The sequence below is a fragment of the Roseibium aggregatum genome, from assembly GCF_017309185.1.
GTDB classification, from domain to species: Bacteria; Pseudomonadota; Alphaproteobacteria; order Rhizobiales; family Stappiaceae; genus Roseibium; species Roseibium aggregatum_B.
Map to the genome: position 1 here is coordinate 119,324 of NZ_JAEKJZ010000006.1, position 24,143 is coordinate 143,466.

Annotated in this window: 23 protein-coding genes; 9 read left to right on the forward strand and 14 right to left on the reverse strand. The window is 60.2% G+C overall.

Features of this window, described 5'->3' with window-relative positions; translation table 11 throughout:
- Window positions 1-9: 9 nt before the first annotated feature.
- From hisH to hisB, 3 genes are read right to left on the reverse strand one after another with little or no spacing between them, the layout of a single operon-like run.
- Window positions 10-663, reverse strand: a complete 654-nt coding sequence (hisH, locus tag JF539_RS22410) for an imidazole glycerol phosphate synthase subunit HisH (RefSeq protein ID WP_207142982.1) — start codon at window positions 661-663, stop codon at window positions 10-12.
- Window positions 660-1,178 (reverse strand): DUF2628 domain-containing protein, encoded by a 519-nt coding sequence (locus JF539_RS22415; RefSeq protein WP_207142983.1) that lies wholly within the window; start codon window positions 1,176-1,178, stop codon window positions 660-662. The genes hisH and JF539_RS22415 overlap by 4 nt, the downstream gene beginning before the upstream one ends.
- 13 nt (window positions 1,179-1,191) lie before the next feature.
- Complete coding sequence (gene hisB, locus JF539_RS22420) at window positions 1,192-1,785, reverse strand: imidazoleglycerol-phosphate dehydratase HisB (RefSeq protein ID WP_207142984.1); 594 nt, start codon at window positions 1,783-1,785, stop codon at window positions 1,192-1,194.
- Window positions 1,786-1,954: 169 nt separating this feature from the next.
- Between hisB and JF539_RS22425 the strand changes: the two genes are divergently transcribed.
- The 4 genes from JF539_RS22425 to JF539_RS22440 all read left to right on the forward strand — a co-directional run bounded on the left by JF539_RS22425 (window position 1,955) and on the right by JF539_RS22440 (window position 5,359).
- Window positions 1,955-2,803, forward strand: a complete 849-nt coding sequence (locus JF539_RS22425; RefSeq protein WP_207142985.1) for an SDR family NAD(P)-dependent oxidoreductase — start codon at window positions 1,955-1,957, stop codon at window positions 2,801-2,803.
- Between the two features lie 82 nt (window positions 2,804-2,885).
- A complete protein-coding gene (gene pyrF / locus JF539_RS22430; protein WP_207142986.1) occupies window positions 2,886-3,614 on the forward strand; it encodes an orotidine-5'-phosphate decarboxylase in 729 nt (242 codons plus the stop codon).
- Window positions 3,615-3,699: 85 nt separating this feature from the next.
- Complete coding sequence (locus tag JF539_RS22435) at window positions 3,700-4,932, forward strand: S8 family peptidase (RefSeq protein WP_207142987.1); 1,233 nt, start codon at window positions 3,700-3,702, stop codon at window positions 4,930-4,932.
- 82 nt (window positions 4,933-5,014) lie between these two features.
- Window positions 5,015-5,359: a hypothetical protein gene (locus tag JF539_RS22440; protein WP_207142988.1), complete on the forward strand. Its 345-nt coding sequence runs from the start codon at window positions 5,015-5,017 to the stop codon at window positions 5,357-5,359.
- Window positions 5,360-5,424: 65 nt separating this feature from the next.
- Here the strand turns inward: JF539_RS22440 and JF539_RS22445 are convergent, their stop codons facing one another.
- The gene (locus JF539_RS22445) at window positions 5,425-6,495 is read right to left on the reverse strand and encodes an ornithine cyclodeaminase (RefSeq protein ID WP_207142989.1); all 1,071 of its coding nucleotides are present in this window, start codon (window positions 6,493-6,495) and stop codon (window positions 5,425-5,427) included.
- 12 nt (window positions 6,496-6,507) lie between these two features.
- Window positions 6,508-7,449 (reverse strand): arginase, encoded by a 942-nt coding sequence (gene rocF / locus JF539_RS22450; protein WP_207142990.1) that lies wholly within the window; start codon window positions 7,447-7,449, stop codon window positions 6,508-6,510.
- A 128-nt stretch (window positions 7,450-7,577) separates the two neighbouring features.
- On the opposite strand from rocF, the gene JF539_RS22455 reads away from it, so the two are divergent.
- Together JF539_RS22455 and JF539_RS22460 are read left to right on the forward strand one after the other, a co-directional pair.
- Window positions 7,578-8,039 (forward strand): Lrp/AsnC family transcriptional regulator, encoded by a 462-nt coding sequence (locus JF539_RS22455; RefSeq protein WP_207142991.1) that lies wholly within the window; start codon window positions 7,578-7,580, stop codon window positions 8,037-8,039.
- Window positions 8,040-8,146: 107 nt separating this feature from the next.
- Complete coding sequence (locus JF539_RS22460) at window positions 8,147-9,064, forward strand: methylated-DNA--[protein]-cysteine S-methyltransferase (protein WP_207142992.1); 918 nt, start codon at window positions 8,147-8,149, stop codon at window positions 9,062-9,064.
- Between the two features lie 260 nt (window positions 9,065-9,324).
- Here JF539_RS22460 and JF539_RS22465 read toward each other — a convergent pair whose 3' ends face one another.
- From JF539_RS22465 to trpA, 4 genes are all read right to left on the reverse strand, one after another.
- Window positions 9,325-10,587: a hypothetical protein gene (locus JF539_RS22465; protein WP_207142993.1), complete on the reverse strand. Its 1,263-nt coding sequence runs from the start codon at window positions 10,585-10,587 to the stop codon at window positions 9,325-9,327.
- A 33-nt stretch (window positions 10,588-10,620) separates the two neighbouring features.
- A complete protein-coding gene (locus JF539_RS22470) occupies window positions 10,621-11,937 on the reverse strand; it encodes a bifunctional folylpolyglutamate synthase/dihydrofolate synthase (protein ID WP_207142994.1) in 1,317 nt (438 codons plus the stop codon).
- Between the two features lie 138 nt (window positions 11,938-12,075).
- Complete coding sequence (accD, locus tag JF539_RS22475) at window positions 12,076-13,062, reverse strand: acetyl-CoA carboxylase, carboxyltransferase subunit beta (protein ID WP_207142995.1); 987 nt, start codon at window positions 13,060-13,062, stop codon at window positions 12,076-12,078.
- A gap of 174 nt (window positions 13,063-13,236) precedes the next feature.
- The gene (gene trpA, locus JF539_RS22480; protein ID WP_207142996.1) at window positions 13,237-14,070 is read right to left on the reverse strand and encodes a tryptophan synthase subunit alpha; all 834 of its coding nucleotides are present in this window, start codon (window positions 14,068-14,070) and stop codon (window positions 13,237-13,239) included.
- 541 nt (window positions 14,071-14,611) lie between these two features.
- Between trpA and JF539_RS22485 the strand changes: the two genes are divergently transcribed.
- Window positions 14,612-14,836, forward strand: coding sequence for a hypothetical protein (locus tag JF539_RS22485; protein ID WP_207142997.1), 225 nt, complete (start codon window positions 14,612-14,614; stop codon window positions 14,834-14,836).
- On the opposite strand, the gene JF539_RS22490 is transcribed toward JF539_RS22485, so the two are convergent.
- From JF539_RS22490 to JF539_RS22500, 3 genes are all read right to left on the reverse strand, one after another.
- Entirely contained in the window at window positions 14,823-14,993 is a 171-nt protein-coding gene (locus JF539_RS22490; RefSeq protein ID WP_207142998.1) for a hypothetical protein, read from the reverse strand. The genes JF539_RS22485 and JF539_RS22490 overlap by 14 nt on opposite strands.
- 469 nt (window positions 14,994-15,462) lie before the next feature.
- Window positions 15,463-16,668, reverse strand: coding sequence for a tryptophan synthase subunit beta (trpB, locus tag JF539_RS22495; protein ID WP_209017547.1), 1,206 nt, complete (start codon window positions 16,666-16,668; stop codon window positions 15,463-15,465).
- 40 nt (window positions 16,669-16,708) lie between these two features.
- Window positions 16,709-17,353 (reverse strand): phosphoribosylanthranilate isomerase, encoded by a 645-nt coding sequence (locus JF539_RS22500; RefSeq protein ID WP_207143000.1) that lies wholly within the window; start codon window positions 17,351-17,353, stop codon window positions 16,709-16,711.
- A gap of 188 nt (window positions 17,354-17,541) precedes the next feature.
- On the opposite strand from JF539_RS22500, the gene pncA reads away from it, so the two are divergent.
- Window positions 17,542-18,273: a bifunctional nicotinamidase/pyrazinamidase gene (pncA, locus tag JF539_RS22505; protein ID WP_419247699.1), complete on the forward strand. Its 732-nt coding sequence runs from the start codon at window positions 17,542-17,544 to the stop codon at window positions 18,271-18,273.
- A gap of 255 nt (window positions 18,274-18,528) precedes the next feature.
- Here the strand turns inward: pncA and JF539_RS22510 are convergent, their stop codons facing one another.
- Window positions 18,529-18,816: a GIY-YIG nuclease family protein gene (locus JF539_RS22510; protein ID WP_207143001.1), complete on the reverse strand. Its 288-nt coding sequence runs from the start codon at window positions 18,814-18,816 to the stop codon at window positions 18,529-18,531.
- 180 nt (window positions 18,817-18,996) lie between these two features.
- Complete coding sequence (locus JF539_RS22515) at window positions 18,997-21,279, reverse strand: NADP-dependent malic enzyme (RefSeq protein WP_207143002.1); 2,283 nt, start codon at window positions 21,277-21,279, stop codon at window positions 18,997-18,999.
- 115 nt (window positions 21,280-21,394) lie between these two features.
- Here JF539_RS22515 and mutS point away from each other — a divergent pair, with 115 nt between their 5' ends.
- On the forward strand, window positions 21,395-24,136 hold the full coding sequence (gene mutS, locus JF539_RS22520) for a DNA mismatch repair protein MutS (protein WP_419247700.1): 2,742 nt from the start codon (window positions 21,395-21,397) through the stop codon (window positions 24,134-24,136).
- The last annotated feature ends 7 nt before the right edge of the window (window positions 24,137-24,143 follow it).

Consider the following 24,143-nt stretch of genomic DNA (forward strand, 5'->3'; position numbering starts at 1 on the left):
AGTCTTGTTTTAAGGTGTCCAGTCCAGAAAATTCGCGATCAGCTCCAGGCCGAGACGCTGGCTTTTTTCCGGGTGGAATTGCGTGCCGATCATGTTGTCCTTCGCCACCATGGCGGTGAAGGTGCCCGCGTAATCGAATGTCGCCAGGCGGTCGGACCCGTTTGCGCAGGCGAAGTGGTAGGAATGGACGAAATAGGCATGCAGCCCGTCCGGACCCGTGTCGATGTCCTTGAGCACCGGATGACCTTCCGGACGGACATCGATCGTGTTCCAGCCCATGTGCGGAATTTTCAGGTCAGGATCCGACGGTTTCATCTCCGTCACGTCGCCCGGAACCCAGCCGAGACCGTCGATCGTCTCGAATTCCAGGCCGCGCTGCGCCATCAGTTGCATGCCGACGCAGATGCCGAAAAACGGCTTGCCCTTGACGTGGACCGCTTCTTCCAGTGCTTCCGACATGCCCTCGACGGCCCAGAGGCCGCGCTTGCAGTCGGCAAAGGCACCGACACCCGGAAGGACGACACGGTCGGCTTTCAGGACCCGGTCCGGATCGGCCGTCACGATCACGTCCGGCACATGGGCATGCGCCCGGGCGGCGTGCTCGAAAGCCTTTTCCGCGGACCGCAGGTTTCCAGAGCCATAGTCGATAATTGCAATGGTCATTGACGGGTCTCCGGCCCGAGTGTCAGCCCGACGACCTGTTCGTCGCCGATCCTGGGAATGATTGGCGTCGGCGCGAAGCGTGGTTTTTCCGCCGGCGCCGGCGGCGTTTCCCTGGCAACCGGACCCGACAAGGCGGCTGCCTCCTTATGCAGGAAACGCATCTCGGCCTCGGCGAGATCGGAACCGTTGGCGATGCCGATCACCCGCCAGCCTTTTTTCTCCAGCGACCAGCGGCGCAGCGCCTGGGCCTCGAAACCGAACAGCAGCGACACCAGAAAGGTCACGACACCTCCAACAGCGGAATTGGACGCAAGCGCCACCAATTCGAAAACCAGAGTGACGCCGAGATAGCCAAGCAGTACCAGCCACATGCGGTGAAACAGCAGCCAGACGATCGAAAACACGAAGGCCAGAAAGGAAAACCGGTCCGGAACGAACTGGAGCCGGTCGCTTTCTTGCGCATCGCCCGCCAGATCGCTGAATTCGGGCGGCGCCATCACTACGTAGCTGGTCATCGCAAATGGTCCGTCAGCCGCCGAGCTGGCCCTTGGTGGTCGGAACGCGATCCGCCTGACGCGGATCGATTTCCATCGCCTTGCGCAGCGTCCGTGCCACCGCCTTGAAGCAGGTTTCGGCGATGTGGTGGCAATTGGAACCGTAAAGATTGGCGACATGAAGGGTAATTCCGGCATTCATGGCGAAGGCGCGGAAGAACTCCTCGAACAGCTCCGTGTCGAAGTCGCCGACCTTGTCCCGGTCGAAGGTCACGTCCCAGACCAGGAACGGGCGGCCGGACACGTCGAGCGCGCAGCGGGTGAGCGCCTCGTCCATGGCGAGATGCGTGTCTCCGTAGCGTGTAATCCCGGCCTTGTCGCCAAGCGCCTGCGCGATCGCCTGGCCCAGAGCGATCCCCGTGTCCTCGACCGTGTGGTGGAAATCGATATGAGTGTCGCCGTCCGCGCGGACCTTCATGTCGATCAGCGAGTGGCGCGACAGCTGTTCCAGCATGTGATCGAAAAAACCGACGCCGGTCCGGACGTCATAGGCGCCCGTTCCATCCAGGTTGATCTCGACTGAAATGCGGGTTTCCTTGGTATCGCGCGATACGCTCGCCGTGCGCATGAGGCGGTCTCCTTTTAGAGCGGGCGGCGGTGTTGTAGCAGCCTGAACCGTCTAAGAAAATAGCGACTTCGTTGTGAAACGCCCGACAAAGAGCCTATTTTAGAAAGGTAACGATCGCGTTTGCCGATGGGCAGCCGGTCAAGGTCCGTGTCCTCTGGAGAAATGACCCATGTACGACAGAGCAGTTTCTGAAGGCGGTCTTGCCGTCGTGACCGGAGCCGCCAGCGGCGTCGGGCTGGCGGCGGCAACCCGTTTCGCGCAGGCCGGACTGGGTGTTCTCCTGGCCGATCTGCCGGGGCCGCGGCTTGAGCAGGCAACGGAGACGATCCGCGCCGCCGCGAAAGCGGAGGCAACCGTTCTCGCCGTTCCGACCGACGTTTCCGACACGGCGCAGGTCGAGGCACTGGCGGCCACAGCCTTCGAGACGGGACCTGTCGCGGTCCTGATGAACAATGCCGGGATCGATCTGCCGACCACCTCCTGGACGCGGATGGACAACTGGATGGCGCTGATGGAGGTCAATTTCTTCGGCGTCCTGCGCGGCGTTCAGGCCTTCACGCAGAAGATGATCGATGCCGGCCGGCCGTCGGTCATCATCAACACGGGCTCCAAGCAGGGCATCACCACGCCTCCTGGAAATCCGGGCTACAACGCCACCAAGGCGGCGGTGAAGGTTCTCAGCGAACAGCTTGCCCATGAATTGCGGCAGGCCGGGGCGCCGATTTCGGTGCATCTTTTCGTGCCCGGCTTCACGTATACCGGCATCACCGCGCAACATTTCAGCGAAAAACCCGCCTCCGCCTGGACCAGCGAACAAACTGTCGACCATTTCCTTGAGCGCATGTCGGCGGGCGATTTCTACATCCTTTGCCCCGATAACGACGTGGACAGCGCGCGCGACCGGCTGCGGGCGGAATGGGCCATGGGCGACATCATCGAAAACCGTCCGCCGCTCTCCCGCTGGCACCCGGACTACCGAGAAGCCTTCGCGGAGTTTGAAAAATCGGGTGGCCGATAGGTTGACCGCACAATTCAACCTAAACAAGAGGCGCGACAGGTGGTAAGCACGCCGCACCAGTCCAACGCCCCGAGGTAACCCCATGCCGACAAGTCCGTTCGCTCCGAAATCCGCCCGCGACCGCCTGATGCTGCCTCTCGATGTTCCCACGGTCGGAGAAGCTGAAAAGCTGGTCCGGCAGACCGAAGGCAAGGTCGGTGTCTACAAGATCGGCATGGAGCTGCAATTCGCCGGCGGGCTGGAATTCGCGCGCGAACTTGCGGCGGCCGGTCACAAGATCTTCCTGGACGTCAAGCTTCACGACATCGACAACACCATTGAAAAAGCGGTGCGCAACGTCGCCAAGATGGGCATGACCTTCATGACCCTGCACGCCTATCCGAAAACCATGCGGGCGGCGGTGAAGGGTCTGGCGGCGGAAGGCAATCCCAATCTCTGTCTTCTCGGCGTGACTGTGCTGACCTCCATGGATGAGGACGACCTCACGGCGGCCGGGTACCGGGGCCCGATCGCCGATCTGGTGGAAGCACGGGCGAGGGACGCCCGGGAAGCCGGCATGGGCGGTATCGTCTGCGCGGCAACGGAAGCGGAAAAAATGCACGCCATCCTCGGCGGCGATCTGGTGATCGTCACGCCCGGCATCCGCCCGGCAGGCAGCGCGGTCGGCGACCAGCGCCGTGTGATGACCCCGGCCGACGCCATAAAGGCGGGCAGCGACTATCTCGTGGTCGGCCGCCCGATCAGCCAGGCGGACGACCCCGGAGCGGCGGCCGAGGCGGTTGTTGCAGAGATTGAGGCGATATCTAACTAATGAATATTCTTTAGGTTGTAATTTTCCCCTTGACTGCATTTCAAGCGCGGTAAAGTATGTATTCTTGGTTGCAAGGGGGCTAAATATGGAAGATTTTGATTTTAGATACCTAGTTTTTTTTGATTCTACGTCATCAGAAAAGTTTAACACTTTTAAAAATGAAGAAAACATAAAAGGTCGTATGGCTGTAGAACAAGCCTTACAAAAAAAGAAAAGTATAAAATCTCTTTTTAAAGAACTTCCTGGGCGTCAGGGTATATCTATAGCTAAATCTGGAAAGAGTTTTTGGTCAAAAAAAGCAGATAATTTAGTCCTACCTTTTCCCAAGGTAGAGGCAATGGCTGTTAGGAATCTAGACGATGAGCAAATCAGCTTTTTAAGTGATCGTGATGTTTTAGTCATCCCAAACACGAGAATTAAACGTTTAACTCATGTTAGACGGCAAGACCTTAAGCACCAAAAACCTCTCGCTGGTGCTGCCTGGCATATCCCGGCTGTGTTAGGAAACACGAAAAGAGAGAATGTTGGGAAAGGTATAAGGTTTGGGGTTATCGACACTGGCGCTAACATAGAGCATCCAGAGTTTTTTGGTCGCAAAATAATCAACGTTAGGGTGCGTGGTCACCGGATTGACAGAAATGAAGGGCCGCACGCTGATCCACTGAACCATGGAACATTGGTTGCTTCACTAATCGCAGGTAGAAATGTGGGCCTTTGCCCTGAAGCAGATGTTGCGGTTTGTGACGTATTTGAAGACGAATATGCTACTGCCCTTGATATTCTACAAGCAATTTCTTGGCTTGCTGACAACCCATTTGGCGACGGAAAAGGTATTGACATAATAAATCTATCTCTTGGAATCCAAGGATATGATGAAGTTTTTAGATCTGCGATTAAAAAAGCGCTAAAATTTGAAGGTATACTATTTGTTTCTGCTATAGGCAATGACCATCATAAAAATGGGCCTTGCTGTTCTCCTGCTTGTTACAGTGAAGTTCTAAGCGTTGGAGCATATGGCAAAGGCAATGTTGCCGCAGACTTTAGTAATTGTGGCCTGTCTAAAATGGGGCACCCCGAACAACCAGACTTGTGGGCACCTGGTGTCGATGTCTATGCCGCTTCAAGTGACGGTTTTTACGATTTTGTAGATGGTACTTCTTTCTCGTCGCCGCTAGCTGCCGCAGCTGCTGGGCGTATTATTTTTAATAATCCGAAATGCAGACGGAACCCGATGAGTGTCTCCGCGTTCATAATGGATAATGCTGAGGTTTGTGCAAATTTCGCTGGGAGCAAAAAAATGCTCAAATGTCCTGTTTAAAAATCGTTAGCAATTATTGATTAATCTCTACATCAATGCGATATTAGAGATTCAGGTAAGATTCTAAGTCTGGAAAAGAACGATGAAACGATCTGAATTCCGTGGGCATCTTATCGATGAACAGCCAGATGGAAACTTCGAGGCTTTAGTTTCAATTGACACAAGTCAATTGCTAGAAAGTTTTACTGGCGACAAAGTCGCATTCACGAAAAACTGTGAACACCAGCTCGAAACTGTCGCAAACAAAATCCGCGCAGCCTTCATCGACGGACCCGAGATGGATGTTTTTCCGTCCTCGGGCCAAATTATGGTGAAAGCCGATCTTAACCAATGGATGCAGGTTCTGGAGGCTATTGCTTCTGCCGAATACAAAAACGGAATCGATACCAATATCTTTCCTAATCATAGGGTTACGATTTCTCGATAGTTTTTCGACACGTTAACACAAATACGGCGCTTCCACACGCAACAATCGCTTGAATATCTTAAAGCTCATGCCGCATGCGCCGAGCGCAGGACCATGCCGTAGAGATCGCGCGGGTCGTCCGGATCGGCCAAAAGGTCGAGCTTTTCGAAATGGCCGGTCTTCGGCAGGAGATCGTGCACGTAGCGAAGCGCGGCGAAATCCTCGATGGCGAAACCGACGCTGTCGAAGAGCGTGATCTGGTCCTGCGACGTACGGCCCGGCACCGTGCCGGCGTAGACCTGCCAAAGCTCGGTGACCGGATGATCCCGGTCGAGCTGCTGGAATTCGCCCTCGATATGGGTCTGATCCGGAAACTCGACGAAGATATCGGACCTGAGCAGGATGTCCCTGTGCAGCTCGGTCTTGCCGGGGCAGTCGCCGCCGACCGCATTGATATGCACGCCCGAACCGATCATGTTGTCGGTCAGGATCGTCGCCAGTTTCTTGTCCGCGGTGACCGTGGTGACGATCTCCGCGCCTTCGATGGCGTCTTCCGCCGTCTTGCAGATGGTCACGTTGAGGCCGGAGTGCGCCAGATTGCGGGCCAGCCGCACGCTCGCCTCGGTCGAAAGGTCATAGGCCCGGATCTCGGTGATGCCGAGCAGCTCCTTGAAGGCAAGGCACTGGAAATCGGACTGGGCGCCGTTGCCGATGATGGCCATGGTTTTCGATCCCTTCGGCGCCAGATATTTCGCCGCCAAGGCAGAATTCGCCGCCGTTCTGAGCGCGGTGAGGATCGTCATTTCGCTGAACAACAGCGGATAGCCGGTCGTCAGATCGGAGAGCACCCCGAAGCCGGTGACCGTCTGCAGGCCGTCGCTGGTGTTTCCAGGGTGGCCGTTGACATATTTGAAGCCGAAGGTCTTGCCGTCGCTGGTCGGCATCAGTTCGATCACGCCCTCGGGCGCGTGAGCCGGAATTCGCGGCTTCTTGTCGAAGCTCTCCCAGCGGCGGAAATCCTCTTCGATGTAATCCGCGATGCCACGCATGACGGTTTCGACCCCGACGGCGCGGACATTGCGCATCATGTTGTCGACGCTGACGAAGGGAACATAGGCCAGTTCCGAAGGTTTCAGGTTGAATACGGTCTCGGTCATGGGTTCAGTCCTCTAGAAGCTTGTTGTGGGACGGTCGAAGACCCGGCGGCCGAAAAGGCTTCCGGTCAGATCGACCATCAGGCGGGCGGTCTTGCCGCGTTCGTCCAGGAAGGGATTGAGCTCGACGAGATCGAGCGAGGTCACGAGGCCGCTGTCATGGAGCATTTCCATGACCAGATGCGCTTCGCGGAAGCTTGAGCCACCGGGAACGGTGGTACCGACGCCGGGCGCAATTTCCGGATCGAGAAAATCGACATCGAGACTGACATGCAAAAGACCGTTGGTCGCACGGACCCGGTCGAGGAAAGGTTGCAGCAGGGCTGGAATGCCTACTTCGTCGATCCGGCGCATGTCGCTGACGCCGACCCCGTGTTCGGCGAGCAAGGCGCGCTCCGCGCCATCGATCGAGCGCACACCCAGAATTTCGACGTTCCCGGGTTCAACCGCGTGTTCCAGGGGCGTCCCGAGCAGATCGTCGAAGCCCGGCAATCCGCACAGGAACGCCAGCGGCGTGCCATGGAGGTTGCCGCTTGCCGTGCTCTCCAGCGTGTGAAAATCGGAATGGGCGTCCAGCCAGAGCACATAGAGCGGGCGGCCGAGGGCCGCCGCCGCTTTCGCCTGACCCGACACCGTTCCCGCCGCCATGGCGTGATCGCCGCCGAGATAGATCGGAAAGACCGGCGACCCTGCGAGATCGCTGGCCCTGGCATGTAGCGCACGGGTCCAGCCGACATAAGCGCCGTAGTTCTTCAGGACCGGGTTGGGCGGCTCGACCCCTCCGACGGAGTGGGGCCGGAGATTGCCGATGTCGGTGACCCGATAGCCCAGCGCCGCGAGGGTTTCCGCCAGTCCCGCGGTCCGGAACGCGTCCGGGCCCATGCCGCAGCCTTTTTGACCGGCGCATTCGTCGACCGGCGCACCGACGAGAACGATCTGTTTGCCGCAAGCGTTCACGAATACCTCCGCACGAATCGAGACCTGAAAAATGTGCGGAAATGTCGCGGCGGAGTAAATCCAGCAGCTTGTACAAATGATCAGTCTGTTTTATCATTTTGAGAAGTCTCATTTCTCATTTTGGTAACATGGACGATCTCGATCTCAACCTGCTTTCCCTCCTGCGCCACGACGGTCGACGCTCGGTGTCCGATTTGGCAACCGACCTGAAGGTGTCTCGCGCAACTGTGCGAGCACGCATGGAAAAGCTTGTCGCGACGGGGGAAATTCTCGGTTTCACGGCTGTGCTCCGGGACGACTGGCGCGACCTGCCGATCCGGGCGGTCACGCTCGTTGTGGTCGCCGGTCACAATACGGAGCCGGTCATACGGGCCTTGAGCGCGATGACCGAGGTCCGGGCCATTCATTCCACCAACGGCAAATGGGATCTGGTGCTCGATGTCGCGACCCGGGATCTGGCGGCTTTCGACGACGCCCTGAACCGGATCCGGCTCATCGAAGGCGTGTCCGGCACGGAGACCAACCTGCTCTTGAGCACACGCAAGGGCCCGGCAGTGTCCGCCGGTGATTTCCAGGATGTCCGGGGATGACGTTTTACCATCTGCCGTAAAGGTGGTGAGACTGCTCGCAAACCGGGTCGCTTCCAGCCGCTTCGACGGGTAAATTCAGAGCCGACGAACGATGAAAAGCGCCCGACATGACCAGAGCCCTCGATCTTTCCAAACTGTCCGCCAATCCGGAGCCCATTTCGATCGGCGAGGAAGCCGCCGGAAATTACACGGTGGTGAAACGAACACTGGAACGCATTACAACGGACTGGCGGGACCAGCCGAGCCTTGAGCAACTGGCGAAAGAAGCCGGCCTGCAACCGATCCAGTTGCAGCGTGTTTTCTCGCGTTGGGCGGGACTGACGCCCAAGCAATTCCTGCAGGCGATCACGCTGGACTATGCCAAGGCCATGCTCCGGGCGTCGGAGAGCGTGCTCGACACGTCCTTTGAGGTCGGCCTGTCCGGATCCTCGCGGCTCCACGATCTGTTTGTCACCCATGAAGCCATGACACCCGGCGACTACCGCAACCGGGGCGCGGGCCTGACGTTGGCCTACGGCTTTCACCCCTCGCCTTTCGGGCAGGTCCTGATCATGACGACCGACAAGGGACTGGCGGGGCTCGGCTTCGCCGACCCCGGCCAGGAGGAAGACGCCCTTGCGGACATGTGCGGCCGCTGGCCGGCGGCCCGTTTTCAGCCGGACCGGGAGGCGACCGCCGCTTACGCCCGCCGGGTGTTCGACCCCGCCAAATGGCGGCAGGACCAGCCGCTGAACATCGTCATGATCGGTACGGATTTCGAAATCCGGGTCTGGCAGACGCTCTTGAAGATCCCGATGGGCCAGGCAACCACCTATTCGAATGTCGCGGCCTCGATCGGAAGCCCCAAGGCCTCGCGTGCCGTCGGTACCGCCGTCGGGCATAACCCGCTGTCCTTCGTGGTGCCCTGCCACAGAGTGCTCGCCAAGGGCGGCAAGCTCGGCGGTTACCACTGGGGTCTCACCCGCAAACGCGCCATCCTGGGCTGGGAATGCGGGCTGTCGCAACCGGTTCTCGAGAGTTTGTAGAGGGAACGAAAGTCGAGCCTCGCCGATCCCCATTCCTTCCTACAATGGCAGGACTATTGACTTTGGCACTGCGAAGCTCCCTCCCCCAGTGGGAGAGGGCTGGGGTGAGGGAGCAAACGCTTGAAATAGAACGATAGATTTGTTCCCTCACCCGGCGCAAGCGCCGACCTCTCCCAGTGGGAGAGGTAACTTAATGCTTGTGGCACCCGGTTCGGTTCGAATTCAAAGGTTCTGACCTGTGGGGTAGAAGCCCAATTCTCTCAATGCACGGGCCCTTCCGGCATCGGGAAGTTTCCGGTGATGGCCCAGCCGAAGGAGGTAATTCGTTCGGCCGCCATCGGGGTCAGATCGCCGGTCATCAGGAAATCCACGCTGGTTGGCGGGAAGGGCAGGGCGGCGAGGCCTTCGTGCAAGTTTGAGAGCGTCTGCGCCACGGTCTGGGTCCAGGCCACCAGGTCGAGCGGCAGCACGATTGCGGCAACGCCATCCTGGCGAATGGCGACCGGGATGCCGGAAACGAGCTTGATCTGGGTGATGCCGGAAACGGTCCGATTATAGGTTTCAAGCAGGACCACCCGGCGGAGCTGGAAATAGGCGATGTCGCGGCTTTCCGCCGCCGCCGCCTTCTCGGCAATCAACTCCAGGTCCTTTACACTCGGCATTGCCTGAAGCTGATAGGCCATCGCGGCTTTTTCGGATGCGGTGTAAAACGGGTTTTCCGCTATCTTTGAGGTCGTCTCTTGCGAGATTCCGGCGCTGCGGAACGCGGTCGCCGTACGCTCCGCCAGTTCCGACGGTGTGCTGTCCACGATGAGCGTACGGAAATTATCCGCCTGACGAGCGACATTCATCACGAGACCGCCCGGAAGCAGGCTGGTGATCGCGCTGACGGTCCAGTTTCCGGCGGAGGTGACGCTCGCGGTCTCGTCGAGTTTTTCCGAAAGCGGCCGGTAGAAGGTATAGGGATCGACCCCGAGATCGACGGCCAACTCGCGGCGCGCCCGCGCCTGTCCGGTGATTGCCTTGGCGAGCTCGGCGGGCGAGCCTCCCTTGCCACTGACCGCTTCTTCCACGCCTTTCGTCAAGCGGCCGAACATGCGGCCAACGCCTGAAACTGTGCTCTTGGCGGTGCCGACCGGATCGGTCACGGTGCTTTCGACGAATTGCACAGGTTTCATGGCCGCCTGTTTCAGGCCGTCGACGAAGCTGGCGTCGTTTTTCAGCCCCTCCAGGGCAATCAGGACCTTGATCTCCGAAAGCCGCAGTTTCAAAAGACCGTCGCCTTCGACCTGCTCGACCCCCAGATCAGTCTGCACCTGATAGATGCGCAGGAAACCGTCGCTGCGCACCGGCGACAGGACGGCATAACCGGGACCGAGCTGCTTTCCGTCAAGGACCACGGCAGGGTCCTGTTCGGGCGGCGTCTCATATTGCTCGGTGAGCGCCAGGACGGGCGTGGACGCAAGCAGGACACCTGTAATCAGTCCGGACAGGAGACGTGAGGCGTTTGTAAAACCAAGCATTGACCGGCTCCCTTTCTTAGGTCCAGCTCCACCTCACTCCGGTGGCATTCCGTTGCGCGCCAAGGCTTCGCCGGCCAGATAAAGCGAGCCGCAGATCAGGATCCTCGGCGGTTCGCCATCTTTTCCGGAACAAGCTGCCACATCCGCCAAGGCCGCGTCCAGCGATTGAAAGGGTGTTGCCTCCAGGCCGGCGCAACGGGCGAGGTCGGCAAGGTCTTCCGGTGTCCGCGCCGTCGTCGCGGATGCGATCGGAACCGTCGCCACATGGCGGACCAATCCGTGGAACGGGCGGAAAAATCCGACCGGGTCCTTGGTGGTCAGCATGCCGGACACGAGATAAAGCGGCCGCGGCGATCGCTCTTCCTGTTCGCCCAGGAACCGGGCGATGGCGAGGCCCGCACCCGGATTGTGGCCACCGTCGATCCAGACCTCCGCCCCCTGCGGGCAAAGGTCGTACAGAGGACCGTGGGTCAACGGCTGCAGCCGGCCCGGCCAATTCACTTTTTTCAGACCGCTGGCGATGGTGGCCTCGTCCGGCAGCAGACCGGCCGCCTTCAGGGCGGCAAGCGCAAGACCGGCATTCGCGAACTGATGGCTTCCAATCAGGACCGGCATGGGCAGGTCGATCAGACCCTCGTCGTCCTGAAAGGTCAGACGTCCCTGATCCGCCTGAGCGACAAAATCCTGACCGAAGACCTTCAGCGGCGCCCGGTTGCGGGCGGCGGCGCGAGCGACGACAGGTGCCGCCTCGTCCTCAAGCGCCGCACAGACCACCGGCACTCCCGGCTTGACGATGCCGGCCTTTTCAGCGGCGATCGCGGCGAGATCGTCACCGAGAAATTTTTCGTGATCCATGGAAACGGTCGTAATCACAGTCGCAAGCGGTTCACGGATGACGTTTGTCGCGTCCAGCCGCCCTCCGAGTCCGACTTCCAGAAGTAGAATATCCGCAGGCTGTTCCGCATACAGCAGGAACGCGGCCGCTGTCGTGATCTCGAAAAAGGTGATTTCCTGTCCCGCATTGGCTTCCTCGCAACGCTGCAATGCGTCAAAGAGCAGAGGGTCGGAGACAAATCTGCCATCCGATCCAAGCCGAATGCGTTCGTTGAAGGACACCAGATGGGGAGAGGTGTAAACGTGGCAGCGTTTTCCGGACGCTTCCAGAACCGCGCGCATGGTGGCCGTCACCGAGCCCTTGCCATTGGTCCCGGCTATGTGGATCACCGGCGGCAAATGCTTTTCCGGATTGCCGAGGGCCTCGAGCAGCCGATGCATGCGACCGAGGGAAAGGTCGATTTCCTTGGGATGCAGGGCCAGCAGACGGTCCAGAATTTTCGTGACTTGATCCAAAGCGCTCTCCGAAGAGTCCCTTTGTTTCCGATGGAGGTTCCGTTACGCCTTAGGATATGGCTGTCCGCCTGACAAGCGGATGGCCGTCATTTGCCGGGATTTGCCGCAAACGCGATAGTTTCTGGTAGGTTTCAGCGCCTATTTCGACGGAGCCTCATCCTTGTCGGCTTCGTTCGCCGGCTCCTCGGTTGCCGTATCTCCCACGGCCTCCGGTTCCTGCGCTGCCTCGGTCTCCGGTTCGGGCAGCTTCGGCGCTTCCAATTTCGGCAGGTCCACTTCCCGTTTCATCAGAATGCCGCAGATCCGGCTCACCGTTTCCTTCATCTCCTGGCGCGGCACGACCATGTCGATCATGCCGTGGTCGAGAAGATACTCAGCCGTCTGGAAGTCCTCGGGAAGTTTCTCGCGCACCGTCTGCTCGATCACACGCCGGCCTGCGAAGCCGATCATGGCTCCCGGTTCGGCAATGTGAATGTCGCCCAACATTGCGTATGAGGCGGACACACCGCCCGTGGTCGGGTTGGTGAGGACCACAATGTAGGGAAGACCCGCTTCGCGCAGCATCTGCACACCGACCGTGGTGCGCGGCATCTGCATCAGGGACAGGATCCCTTCCTGCATGCGGGCGCCGCCGGAAGCCGCGAACATGATGAACGGCGTCTTGTCATCGACCGCCTTCAGCATCCCGGCAAGGATCGCCTCGCCGGCGGCCATGCCGAGGGAGCCCGCGATGAAGTCGAAATTCTGGACGGCCACCGTCATGGCCATGCCGTTGACCTTGCCCTGACCGACAAGCACCGCTTCATTCTCGCCGGACTTGGCGCGGGCTTCCTTCAAACGCTCCGAGTATCGCTTGGAGTCACGGAACTTGTGGGGGTCGGCGTGAACGTCCGGTGTCTCCACGCTGGAAAAATCGCCGTCGTCGAAGAAGGCTTCCATACGCTTGCGTGCCGGCATGCGCATGTGATGACCGGAATTGGGAATGACCCAGAGATTTGCCTCAAGATCCCGGTGGAACACCATCTCGCCGGTTTCCGGGCACTTGATCCAGAGGTTTTCCGGAACGTCGCGCCGTTTCCAGAAATCGCGGATCTTGGGGCGTACTAACGAATTGATCCAGTTCACGACAAACGCGTCCGTCTACTCGAGTTACCGACTTGAGCCGCTCTCCGTTGGCTCCGGCCACGGACGACGGCATCACGATGTTTTAAGACCGGTCAATCCGGCTGCATTTTCCAATCCGCCAGGAAAGCGGGTTGACCGGGCGGAGATGGGTCTCCGCAGAGAGAATTCAACCGTTCAGGCCGAGCGGGCCCGGGCGCAACCGGATGCAAGATCCGAAACCACGTCCGTTACGGCACGAACCGTAGTGGCGGTTGCCTTGCCTTCACCGTCGAGCGACTCCCGGATGGCATTGACCAGAACCGAACCGACCACGACACCGTCGGCGTCCTTGCCGATGTTGGCGGCCTGGTCAGCAGTCTTGACCCCGAACCCGACGGCGACCGGCAACTCCGTGTGACCCTTTATGCGGTTGACCGCGGTCGCAACCCGGCCGGTGTCCTTGATGTCTGCACCGGTGATACCGGTGACGGAAACGTAATAGACAAATCCGGAGGTGTTCGCGAGCACGGCCGGGAGCCGCTTGTCATCGGTGGTCGGCGTCGCCAGGCGAATGAAGTTCAATCCGGCTTCCAGCGCGGGAATGCAAAGCTCGTCGTCCGCTTCCGCCGGAATGTCCACGATGATGAAACCGTCGACACCGGCTTCCTTGGCCACGTGAACGAATTTTTTCGGGTCGCGTACGTAAATCGGATTGTAGTACCCCATCAGGATGACCGGCGTGTCCTGATCCTGCTCGCGGAAAGCCCGGACCATGTCCAGGGTCTTATCCATGGTCTGGCCGGCGGCAAGCGCGCGCTGGTTGGCGAGCTGGATCGGAATGCCCTCAGCCATCGGATCGGAAAACGGCATGCCGAGCTCGATGACATCGGCGCCCGCCGCGGGGAGAGAATTCAAAACGACCTGGGAGGTCTCAAGATCCGGATCGCCTGCTGTGATAAAGGTGACCAGAGCCGGGCGTCCGGCTTCCGCACAAGCTTTAAAACGGCGGTCGATACGCGTTTGCGACATTCCCTGAAACCCTTTTTCGCGCCCGCGCACTGCCTGCAGGCTGTCTATGTCTGAGCGATGTACGGGGGCAGCGGGTTAAATGTCAATCTATCAATGGCACACGAAACGTTCGCCCGACCGGGCCGGAGGCTTTCATCCGCCTTGAAAATCCGGCGGACCGATCGTCCTCGACCCGGCGGTCAATCGGTAAATATCTCGATTTCCTGAGGATTCCGTTCTGCTGGAACACGCAAGTGTCCCACCGCCACCTCGGTATCCGGACGACAGCGGCCTGGGCTCCGGGGCGCATGGGAAAACGGCCCGTGAAACAGACGTCCAGGAAAGCTGACTGGAGGAGACGCGGAAAGACCGCGCGACCGCAACGGGCGCTGTCTGCAAGAGTGCAGCGTATAAGGGTGCGGGCTCATTGCTGCAGAGCAGGACTGCAACAGCTGCATAGCTGCACCGCCTGTCGCGCAATTCTAACCGCTAGAAAAATGCACTTGGTGCGCCTAAATTACTTCAAGCAATGACGCGATCCGGAAACAACAAGGAGCCGAAAATGGCCCATTCCCTTTTTGAGCCAGCACCGCCACCCCTCAGCGAAAAGCTCTGGCGGCGGTTCAAGGAATTCAGTATCAGCCGCCCGGTACATGCGCTGCCGGACCGGAAGTCCGTCGTGCCAACCGACCCGGACCTGCTGCGCCAGGCGAATGGTCTGGATGCCCGGGGGCAGCAGAGACTACTTGAGACTGTTTTTCAGGACAGCCCGGTCAGATCCGATTGAAATGTTTTCTGAAGGCGTGGGCGGTAATCTCGCTGCGGTCCAGGCCGAGACCAGCCAGATCCGCGTTTGATAGCCGGCTCAGCCGTTCGATCTCGTGAGCGGTCCGATGCGCCGCACGGACGTCGCGAACGAACCCGGTAATTTTTCCAAACGTCATTTTCGTTCCTGTCGATTGGTCTGATGGGAGACAGTGCACATCTTTTGTTCTGCTCCAGAAATAATCAGAAACGGGCCAATCACAACAGTCTATATTGCATTGCAGCAATGCAATTGCGGTGCAACCTGCTCTTTTTCGACGTTGCACCGTTCTCAAACGAAAAAAGCCGCATACCATGAGGCATGCGGCTGATGACAAACCCTTTGATCGTCATTCCGGACAAGTGAGGCGTCAGCCGAAGGCAGATCCGGAAACCAGCCATTTTTTGCGCCGGAGGCGCGCAAATTCCAAGTGAAAACAGTTGGTTTCGCTAAACTGAGCTCGCTTTGGCTCGCACTTGCAGCTGGATTCCGGCTCACGCGATGCCGCTTCGCGGCACGCTGTCCGGAATGACGGTCTGACGGTTGGTCAGCAATCCAAGCCGCATGCTTTGAGGCATGCGGCTTTCGTTCGATCCAATACCGGAAAATCAGATGTCGAAGCCGAGCATCTGGCCGACCGCGAAGACGTCCTTGTCGCCCCGGCCGCACAGGTTCATGACAAGGATCTGGTCCTTGTCCATCTGCGGTGCCAGCTTGATGACATGGGCCAATGCATGCGCCGGTTCCAGGGCGGGAATGATGCCTTCCACCCGTGTCAGACGCTGAAACGCCTCGAGCGCCTCGTCGTCCATCACCGGCACATATTGAACACGGCCGATTTCCTTGAGCCAGGAATGTTCCGGCCCGATGCCCGGGTAGTCGAGACCCGCCGAGATCGAATGGCCTTCGAGAATCTGACCGTCGTCGTCCTGAAGCAGATAGGTCCGGTTGCCGTGCAGAACACCCGGCTTGCCCGCCGTCAGGGACGCGCAATGCTCTTCACCCGTGAGCCCCCGGCCCCCGGCTTCAACGCCGTAGATCTTCACATCCTTGTCGTCGAGGAACGGGTGGAACAGGCCGATGGCGTTCGATCCGCCGCCGACTGCGGCGACAAGTGCATCCGGAAGGCGGCCCTCCGCCTCCATCATTTGCTCGCGAAGCTCCTTGCCGATCACCGACTGGAAGTCGCGGACCATTTCCGGATAGGGATGCGGTCCGGCGGCCGTGCCGATCAGGTAATAGGTGTCCTCGACATTGGTCACCCAGTCGCGCAGAGCCTCGTTCATGGCGTCCTTCAGCGTACCGGCGCCTGCGGTCACCGGAACGATTTCCGCACCGAGCAGCTTCATGCGGAAAACATTGGGCTTCTGCCGCTCCACATCGGTCGCGCCCATATAGACGACACAGGGCAGACCGAAGCGCGCGCAGACCGTTGCCGTTGCGACGCCATGCTGGCCCGCCCCCGTCTCGGCGATGATGCGGGTCTTGCCCATGCGCTTCGCAAGCAGGATCTGGCCGAGGCAGTTGTTGATCTTGTGAGAGCCCGTGTGGTTCAACTCGTCGCGCTTGAAATAGATCTTCGCGCCGCCGAGTTCCTCCGTCAGGCGCTCGGCGAAATAAAGCGGCGAGGGACGTCCAGTGTAATGGGTGTTGAGCGCCTCGATCTCGCCCTGGAAGGCCGGATCGTTCTTGGCGTCCTTGTAGTGCTGCTCCAGATCGAGGATCAGCGGCATCAGGGTTTCGGCGACATACCGGCCGCCGAAAATACCGAAATGTCCGCGCTCGTCCGGACCGGTCCGGATGCTGTTGGCCATATCGTTCACGCGTCTACTCCTTCACCCGGCGACCGGGTCGTCATGCGCTTTTGGCCGCCGCCAGAAATGCGCGAATAAGATCGTTGTCCTTGACGCCCTTGTCCCGCTCGACGCCGGAGGAAACGTCAACCGCCTTCGCCCCGCTCTGACGGATGGCCTCCTGGACGTTTTCCGGGGTCAACCCTCCGGAAAGCATGAAGGGCTTCTTCAGGTCAAGGTCTTTCAAAAGGCTCCAGTCGTAGGACACGCCATTGCCGCCCGGCAGATCGGAGCCTGCCGGCGGTTTGGCGTCAAACAGGATGCAGTCCGCCACGACGGCGTAAAAAAGGGCGTTTTCCAGATCGGAGCGGTCGGAGACCGGCATTGCTTTCATCACCTTCGTGCCCTGCATGACCTTCGCCGCCGCCAGGGCTTCCGGCGCTTCCTCACCATGAAACTGGATCCAGTCCGGCGCGACGAGTTCCCGGATCCGCGACAGACCATCGAGGTCCATGTTCACGGTTACCGCGACGATTTCCGCCCTGCCGCGCGCCATGTCGGCCAGTTTGCAGGCCTCGGTCAGCGACACGTGACGCGGGCTCTTGGGAAAGAACATCAGCCCGACCATATCGGCTCCCGCATCCAGCGCGGTTTCCATGGTATCCTCGGTGCTGAGCCCACAGATTTTGACTTTTATCTCCGACATGACAGCGAGGTATCGCCGGAAGGCTAGAGTTTGTCAAAAGGAAGAATGCATTTAGGGACAATGTGCCTGCCCTTCGGCAAGGTTTCTGCCGTTAATACGGGCATTCCTGTTCAAATTATCTTCTTTCAAGGTTTCCCGAATTCGCGCAGGATCGCGTGTACGCTAACGAGCTTGAGGGGAAAACGACCATGAAATCCGCATCTCACACCCGCCGGTCCTTTCTGCGGATGACGGCCGGCACGGGCGCCGCCCTTCTGGGCGGATCTGTTACGAAGGCTCTGGCCAGCGGCGCCATAAACCCGGGGGCTTCCTCCGTCCTGCTCGTGATCGATGTCCAGAACTGCTTTCTGCCGAAAGGCACTCTCCCGGTGGAACATGGCGACGAGGTCGTGCCGGTCATCAATGCGTTGAGCAAGAAATTCGAGAACGTCGTCCTGACCCAGGACTGGCACACCCCCGGCCACACGTCGTTCGCCTCGAGCCACGAGGGCAAGAACCCGTTCGAAACGATTGAGCTGGACTACGGCACCCAGGTTCTGTGGCCGGATCATTGCGTTCAGGGCACGGATGACGCCAACCTCGCGCCCGGCCTCGATATCCCGCACGCTCAGCTCATCATCCGCAAGGGCTATCACAGCGAGGTCGACAGCTACTCGACCTTCCTCGCCGCCGACAAGGAGACCAAGACCGGACTGACCGGCTATCTCAAGGAACGCGGTCTCGACGATATCTACGTCTGCGGACTGGCGACCGACTTCTGCGTGGCCTGGTCCGCCCTCGACGCGCGGGCCGGCGGCATGAAGGTCTCCGTCATCGAGGACGCCTGCCGGGGCATCGACCTCAACGGCTCCCTGGACGCCGCCTGGTCGGCCATGACCGACGCGGGCATCGCACGGCTGCAGTCGGGCGATTTTGCTTGATTTCTTTCAACCCGGCTTTGCTCGAAAAGTATTGTCTGAGCGGGACGAAAAGAAAGGTTTAGGGTTCCCCGATTCCGGCTCGCGCTGCGCTTGGCCGGGATGACCACGAAGAGATGGTACGACTACCTCTCAACGTCATCCCGGACGCAGCGCAGCGGAGATCCGGGATCGGAGAACCCATAAGCCAAATATTTCTAAGACATTCCTAGCAACGAGCAAACACTACGATACAATGTATATCGCATGGAAAACTGATTATAGATTGAGCGTTAAATAGAGATCTTCCCAATCGGGGTTCAACTTCTCAATAAGGTCAAATTTCCATTGACGGCGCCAGCGCTTAATTTGCTTTTCTCTTGTTATGGCGGAAATGACTTCCTCGTGTATCTCGTACCAGACCAAAGTTTTTACGCCGTAGCGGTTTGAAAAACCTTCGATCAATCCTTCCCGGTGCTCGTATATTCGTCTTGGCAAGTCAGTCGTGACACCCGTGTAGAGTGTTTCATAGGGTCGAGAGGCAAGGATATAGACCCAGGCAGTCAAGTCATTGTCCTAGATCGAAAACAGATTCGCCTTGGCTCTCCGATCCCGGATCTTCGCTCCGCTGCGTCCGGGATGACGTTGAGAGGCAGCCGAACGAGCGTTCTCGTCGTCATCCCGGACGACCAAAGGGTGATCCGGGATCGAAGAGCCCAATTCCTTGCCATCTCGCAACAAATTACCTCACGTCACATTGAACGCCGCGATGGCCGCCATGTTGACGATGTCGCTGTCTTTCGCGCCCAGCGGCACGATCTGGATCGGTTTGTCGAAGCCGACGAGAAGCGGACCGATGACGGTGGCCCCGCCCAGCTCCTGGAGCATCTTCGTGGAGATCGACGCGGAGTGGAAGGCGGGCATGACCAAGACATTCGCCGGACCGGACAGACGGCAGAACGGATAAGCGGCCATGCGGTCCATGTTGAGCGCCACGTCGGCCGCCATGTCGCCATCGTATTCGAAATCGACCCGGCGACGGTCGAGGATCTTCACCGCCTCGATGACCTTCTCGGAGCGTTCGCCGCGCGGGTGACCGAAGTTGGAATAGGCGAGCATGGCGACCCGGGGCTCATAACCGAGCTTGCGGGCAACATGGGCGGCTTCCTCCGCGATATCCGCCAGTTCCTCGGATGTCGGCATGTCGATCACCGCGGTGTCGGCGATCAGAACCGTGCGACCGCGGGCAAGGGCCAGCGACACGCCGATCACCCGGTGGCCGGGCTTCTGATCGATGGTCGCCTTGACCGTATCGAGCGCGACGGAATAGTTCCGCGTCAGGCCCGTGACCATGGCATCGGCGTCGCCTCTGGCCACCATGATCGCGCCCCAGTAGTTCCTGTCGTTGTTGACCATGCGCTGGCAGTCGCGCAGCAGATAGCCCCGGCGCTGCAGGCGTGAATAGAGATACTGGGCGTAATCCGCGTTCCGGTCGGACAGGCGCGCGTTCTGGATGGACAATCCGGAGCGGTTGATGTCGACGCCCGCCTGATCCGCCATGGATTTGATCTCGTCCTCGCGGCCGATCAGGATGGCCTCGCCGAGACCTTGCGACACGAAACTCGCGGCGGCGCGAATGACCGGCTCCTCCTCGCCCTCCGCGAAGACAACGCGCTTGGGCTGCTGGCGCACCTTGGAGAAGATGCGCTGCAGGGTGCCGGCGACCGGATCGCGGCGGGCGGACAGCTGGTGCCGGTAGGCCTCCATATCGACGATCGGGCGCTTGGCAACGCCTGAATCCATCGCCGCCTGAGCGACCGCCGGGGGAATCGTGTGGATCAGGCGCGGATCGAAGGGCACCGGAATGATGTACTCCGGCCCGAATTTCGGCCGGTTGCCGCGATAGGCGGCGGCGACTTCGTCCGGAACCTCTTCCCTGGCAAGTTGGGCCAGAGCCCGGGCACAGGCCACCTTCATCTCGTCGTTGATGGTGGTTGCCTGAACGTCGAGCGCGCCCCGGAAAATATAGGGGAAGCCCAGAACGTTGTTTACCTGGTTGGGATAATCGGAGCGTCCGGTCGCCACGATGGCGTCGTCGCGCACCTCAGCCGCCTCTTCCGGTGTGATTTCCGGGTCCGGGTTGGCCATGGCGAAGATGATCGGGTTCGGCGCCATCACCCGGAGCATGTCGGGTGTCAGCGCGCCCTTGACGGACACGCCGAAGAAGACATCCGCGCCTTTCAGGGCGTCATAGAGGGACCGGTTGTCGGTTTCGACCGCATGAGCGGACTTCCACTGGTTCATGCCCTCCGTGCGGCCCTTGTAGATGACGCCCTTGGTGTCGCACAGGGTAACATTCGCGTGGGGAATGCCCATGGCCTTGATCAGTTCGATACAGGCGATCCCCGCGGCGCCCGCGCCGTTGCACACGACCTTGGTTTCCTTCATGTCCCGGCCGGTCAGGTGCAACGCGTTGAACAGGCCCGCGGCGGCGATGATTGCCGTGCCGTGCTGGTCGTCGTGAAAGACCGGGATGTCCATCAGTTCGCGCAGGCGCTGCTCGATGATGAAACAATCGGGCGCCTTGATGTCCTCCAGATTGATGCCGCCGAAGGACGGGCCGAGATAGCGCACCGAGTCGATGAACTGGTCGACATCGCCGGTGTCCACTTCCAGATCGATGGAGTCGACATCGGCGAACCGCTTGAAGAGAACCGACTTGCCTTCCATGACAGGTTTCGACGCCAGCGCACCGAGATTGCCCAGGCCGAGAATGGCGGACCCGTTGGTGATCACCGCCACAAGATTGCCCTTGGTGGTGTAGTCGTATGCCCTGCTCGGATCCTCGGCGATCGCCAGCACCGGCACGGCCACGCCGGGAGAATAGGCGAGCGAAAGATCGCGTTGGGTCGCCATCGGCTTGGTCGGCGATATTTCCAGTTTCCCGGGGCGGCCCTGCTGGTGAAATTGCAGCGCTTCCTGATCGGTGAAACTGACGGATGTCTTGGAGGGCGTCTTGCTCGTGGACATGACTGGCGCGTTTCCTCTTGAATCGCGTGTTTTCACGCGTTTTGCTCGGCGGGAGCCCGACCTTATCCCCTGGAAAATGAAGGCTCAAGCCAAGATGCCTCATACCATGTGTGGAATGCGCCGAAAGGTTTGCTACCAATCGGGCATGAGTGGTGTAAGCGTCGAAAAACCGGCCCCGGCTGACACAAAGGTCACGCCGATGATGGCCCAGTATCTGGAAATCAAGACGGCCAATCCGGACAGTCTGCTGTTTTACCGGATGGGCGATTTCTATGAGCTTTTCTTCGAGGACGCCGAAGTCGCCTCGCAGGCGCTGGGCATTACACTCACCAAACGGGGCAAGCATCAAGGCGACGATATCCCGATGTGTGGCGTGCCCGTCCACGCCGCCGACGATTATCTGCAGAAACTGATTGCCAAGGGTTTCCGCGTCTCGGTCTGCGAACAGACGGAAGACCCGGCGGAGGCCAAGAAACGCGGTTCCAAATCCGTGGTGCGCCGGGACGTGGTGCGGCTCGTGACACCCGGAACGCTGACCGAGGAACGGCTGCTCGACGCCGGATCGAACAATTTCCTGATGGCGCTGACCAGGCTGAAGGGCGGGTCGCTCGACGGCAGCGCGGTTTACGGCCTGGCCTGGATCGACATGTCGACCGGGTCGTTTCAGGTCTCCGAAACGGATCATCAGCGCCTTGCCGCCGATCTGGCGCAAGTCGCGCCCCGCGAGTTGATCCTGGCGGACAACCTGCTGCAGGAAACGGAGGTGCGGCATCTCGCCGAACAGGCGGGCGGGGCGCTGTCTCCGGTGCCGCGCGCCTTTTTCGACAGTTCCACGGCCACCGACCGCCTGGCGCATTATTTCGGCGTGAAGACGCTCGACGGCTTCGGCACGTTCAGCCGGGCGGAGCTGTCGGCCGCCGCCGGCGTTCTCTCCTATGTGGAAAAGACCCAGCTTGGCGAACGCCCGCCGCTTGACCCGCCGGTGCGCGAGGCCGGCGCCGGGCGCATGCTGATCGACCCCGCGACCCGCGCCAATCTGGAACTGTCCCGCACCCTATCCGGCGAACGGCAGGGCTCGCTCCTTGCCACCATCGACCGGACCGTTACCGGCGGCGGATCGCGTCTGCTCGCCAGCCGTCTCGCCGGGCCGCTCGTCAGCGTCGAGGCCATCCAGCACCGCCACGACGCCGTCGCCTTCTTTCTTGAAAATGAAATCATGCGGGAAGGGCTGCGCCAGACCCTGAAGGGCGCCCCGGACATGGCCAGGGCGCTGTCGCGCATCGCGCTCAACCGGGGCGGGCCCCGTGACATACTCGCGGTCGCGCAAGGTCTTGCCGCCGCGCGTGCCGCCGCCGACCAGACGGGCAACGGCACCGTTCCGGCGGAAGTCGCGGCCGCGCGGGCAAGCCTGGACCAGGCCCCGCATGAGCTCGGCGCGGACCTCACCGCCGCGATCAAGGAGGATCCTCCGCTTCTGAAACGCGACGGGAGCTTTGTCGCCGGCGGCTACAACGCCGATCTCGACGAGTTGCGGTCCCTGCGCGACGAAAGCCGCAAGGTGATCGCCCGCCTCCAGGCGGAGTATTCGGAAGAACTCGGTCTCCGGTCCTTGAAGATCAAGCACAACAACGTGCTTGGCTGGTTCATCGAGGCACCGACCGCCCAGACGGAAAAGCTGACCTCGGATCCCGGGCGGTTCATCCACCGCCAGACCATGGCGGGCGCCATGCGGTTCACCACCACCGAACTGGCGGATCTGGAATCGAAGATCGCCAGCGCCGGCGAACGGGCGCTTGCCATTGAACTGGAGATCTTCGAGCGGCTGGCCCAGGCGGTCATCGACGCGGGCGAGGCGATCAAGGCGGCCGCGCAAGGCTTGAGCATCCTGGACGTGTCGGCGGCACTTGCCAAACTGGCCCAGGAGGAAAACTACGTTCGTCCATTGGTCGACGACAGCCGGGCCTTCGAAATCACAGGCGGCCGCCATCCCGTGGTCGAACAGGCGCTTCGCAAATCCGGCGGCGAGAGTTTCGTCGCCAACGACGCCAGCCTCGGCCCTGACGGTGATGAGGATATCGGCCGGATCTGGCTGATCACCGGTCCCAACATGGCCGGTAAGTCGACCTTCCTGCGCCAGAACGCCCTGATTGCCGTCCTGGCGCAAATGGGGGCCTTCGTGCCGGCAGCAAGCGCCCGGATCGGCGTTGTCGACCGGTTGTTTTCCCGCGTCGGCGCGGCCGATGACCTTGCGCGCGGCCGGTCCACTTTCATGGTGGAGATGGTGGAAACCGCGGCCATACTCAATCAGGCGGGCGACCGGTCACTGGTCATCCTCGACGAAATCGGACGGGGCACAGCGACATTCGACGGGCTTTCGATCGCCTGGGCGACCATTGAACACCTGCATGAAGTCAACCGGTCCCGGGCCCTGTTCGCCACCCACTATCATGAGCTCACCGCGCTGTCCGCCAAGCTTGACAGGCTCTCCAACGCGACCGTCTCCGTGAAGGAATGGAAAGGCGACGTCATTTTCCTGCACGAAATCGTCCCCGGTGCCGCCGACCGCTCCTACGGCATCCAGGTGGCGAAACTCGCGGGTCTTCCGGCGAAGGTCGTGGAACGATCCAGGCAGGTGCTCGGCCAGCTTGAGGAACAGGACCGCAGGTCTCCCGCCGAAAACCTGATCGACGAATTGCCGCTTTTCGCCAGCCTGACGCCGCAAGCGCCCAGCGCTGCCGTGCAGAACGAACCGGATCTTCTGGCGGACGCCCTCAAGGACATCGATCCCGACGACATGACGCCTCGCGAAGCTTTGGAGGCACTCTACAGATTGAAGGCGCTCAAACTGGAGAGTTGAGCGTCCA

Bases quoted from the DNA above. Each gene is read 5' to 3' on its own strand.
- JF539_RS22440 (WP_207142988.1), top strand. From the start codon at position 5,015: ATGAAACGATCTGAATTCCGTGGGCATCTTATCGATGAACAGCCAGAT.
- hisB (WP_207142984.1), bottom strand. From the start codon at position 1,785: ATGCGCACGGCGAGCGTATCGCGCGATACCAAGGAAACCCGCATTTCA.
- hisH (WP_207142982.1), bottom strand. From the start codon at position 663: ATGACCATTGCAATTATCGACTATGGCTCTGGAAACCTGCGGTCCGCG.
- JF539_RS22435 (WP_207142987.1), top strand. From the start codon at position 3,700: ATGGAAGATTTTGATTTTAGATACCTAGTTTTTTTTGATTCTACGTCA.
- pyrF (WP_207142986.1), top strand. From the start codon at position 2,886: ATGCCGACAAGTCCGTTCGCTCCGAAATCCGCCCGCGACCGCCTGATG.
- mutS (WP_419247700.1), top strand. From the start codon at position 21,395: ATGCGCCGAAAGGTTTGCTACCAATCGGGCATGAGTGGTGTAAGCGTC.
- JF539_RS22515 (WP_207143002.1), bottom strand. From the start codon at position 21,279: ATGTCCACGAGCAAGACGCCCTCCAAGACATCCGTCAGTTTCACCGAT.
- JF539_RS22460 (WP_207142992.1), top strand. From the start codon at position 8,147: ATGACCAGAGCCCTCGATCTTTCCAAACTGTCCGCCAATCCGGAGCCC.
- pncA (WP_419247699.1), top strand. From the start codon at position 17,542: ATGAAATCCGCATCTCACACCCGCCGGTCCTTTCTGCGGATGACGGCC.
- JF539_RS22455 (WP_207142991.1), top strand. From the start codon at position 7,578: ATGGACGATCTCGATCTCAACCTGCTTTCCCTCCTGCGCCACGACGGT.
- JF539_RS22465 (WP_207142993.1), bottom strand. From the start codon at position 10,587: ATGCTTGGTTTTACAAACGCCTCACGTCTCCTGTCCGGACTGATTACA.
- JF539_RS22490 (WP_207142998.1), bottom strand. From the start codon at position 14,993: ATGACGTTTGGAAAAATTACCGGGTTCGTTCGCGACGTCCGTGCGGCG.
- trpB (WP_209017547.1), bottom strand. From the start codon at position 16,668: ATGGCCAACAGCATCCGGACCGGTCCGGACGAGCGCGGACATTTCGGT.
- JF539_RS22415 (WP_207142983.1), bottom strand. From the start codon at position 1,178: ATGACCAGCTACGTAGTGATGGCGCCGCCCGAATTCAGCGATCTGGCG.
- JF539_RS22500 (WP_207143000.1), bottom strand. From the start codon at position 17,353: ATGTCGGAGATAAAAGTCAAAATCTGTGGGCTCAGCACCGAGGATACC.
- JF539_RS22445 (WP_207142989.1), bottom strand. From the start codon at position 6,495: ATGACCGAGACCGTATTCAACCTGAAACCTTCGGAACTGGCCTATGTT.
- JF539_RS22425 (WP_207142985.1), top strand. From the start codon at position 1,955: ATGTACGACAGAGCAGTTTCTGAAGGCGGTCTTGCCGTCGTGACCGGA.
- JF539_RS22485 (WP_207142997.1), top strand. From the start codon at position 14,612: ATGGCCCATTCCCTTTTTGAGCCAGCACCGCCACCCCTCAGCGAAAAG.
- trpA (WP_207142996.1), bottom strand. From the start codon at position 14,070: ATGTCGCAAACGCGTATCGACCGCCGTTTTAAAGCTTGTGCGGAAGCC.